The organism is Pantoea sp. Ap-870 (assembly GCF_011752515.1).
GTDB classification, from domain to species: Bacteria; Pseudomonadota; Gammaproteobacteria; order Enterobacterales; family Enterobacteriaceae; genus Pantoea; species Pantoea dispersa.
Map to the genome: position 1 here is coordinate 1 of NZ_VWXG01000020.1, position 1263 is coordinate 1263.

1 tRNA gene and 2 rRNA genes are annotated in these 1263 nt (G+C 51.9%); all 3 read left to right on the forward strand.

The features are described 5' to 3' along the window. Positions 1-116: ribosomal RNA gene (locus F3J41_RS23175) — 16S ribosomal RNA — on the forward strand; the annotation flags it as partial. 88 nt (positions 117-204) lie between these two features. Next, positions 205-279: transfer RNA gene (locus F3J41_RS23180), tRNA-Glu, on the forward strand. Between the two features lie 214 nt (positions 280-493). Beyond that, positions 494-1263 (forward strand): 23S ribosomal RNA (locus tag F3J41_RS23185); the annotation flags it as partial.

Here is a 1263-nt window from a genome sequence, read left to right on the forward strand (position 1 = left end):
CAAAAGAAGTAGGTAGCTTAACCTTCGGGAGGGCGCTTACCACTTTGTGATTCATGACTGGGGTGAAGTCGTAACAAGGTAACCGTAGGGGAACCTGCGGTTGGATCACCTCCTTACCTGAAGATACCTTCCCGCGAAGTGCTCACACAGATTGTCTGATAGAAAAGTAACGAGCAGGACGGCTGCGAAGTCGTGACACTTTGTGTCCCCTTCGTCTAGCGGTTAGGACTCCGCCCTTTCACGGCGGCAACAGGGGTTCGAATCCCCTAGGGGACGCCACTGCTTGGTGACAGGTGAAAGGTGTCTCCACAGAATATCTCAAAACTGACGGTAACGTCGTGTTTGAGATATTGCTCTTTAACAATCCGGAACAAGCTGAAAATTTGAAACGACGCGTCGTATTCATTCTCCGTAATAAGAATGAAGCAACGATGCGTTCGAGTCTCTCAAATGCTTGCAGTCCGCAGCGTTGCAAAACGCCTGTGGGTTGTGAGGTTAAGCGACTAAGCGTACACGGTGGATGCCCTGGCAGTCAGAGGCGATGAAGGACGTGCTAATCTGCGAAAAGCGACGGTAAGGTGATATGAACCGCTACAGCCGTCGATGTCCGAATGGGGAAACCCAATGCACTTGTGCATTATCGTTAACTGAATACATAGGTTAACGAGGCGAACCGGGGGAACTGAAACATCTAAGTACCCCGAGGAAAAGAAATCAACCGAGATTCCCCCAGTAGCGGCGAGCGAACGGGGAGCAGCCCAGGACCTGAATCAGCTTGTGCATCAGTGGAAGCGTCTGGAAAGTCGCGCGATACCGGGTGACAGCCCCGTACACGAAGATGCACAGGTTGTGAGTCCGACGAGTAGGGCGGGACACGTGGTATCCTGTCTGAACATGGGGGGACCATCCTCCAAGGCTAAATACTCCTGACTGACCGATAGTGAACCAGTACCGTGAGGGAAAGGCGAAAAGAACCCCGGCGAGGGGAGTGAAACAGAACCTGAAACCGTGTACGTACAAGCAGTGGGAGCACCTTTAGGGTGTGACTGCGTACCTTTTGTATAATGGGTCAGCGACTTATATTCTGTAGCAAGGTTAACCGCATAGGGGAGCCGAAGGGAAACCGAGTCTTAACCGGGCGTTAAGTTGCAGGGTATAGACCCGAAACCCGGTGATCTAGCCATGGGCAGGTTGAAGGTTGGGTAACACTAACTGGAGGACCGAACCGACTAATGTTGAAAAATTAGCGGATGACTTGTGGCT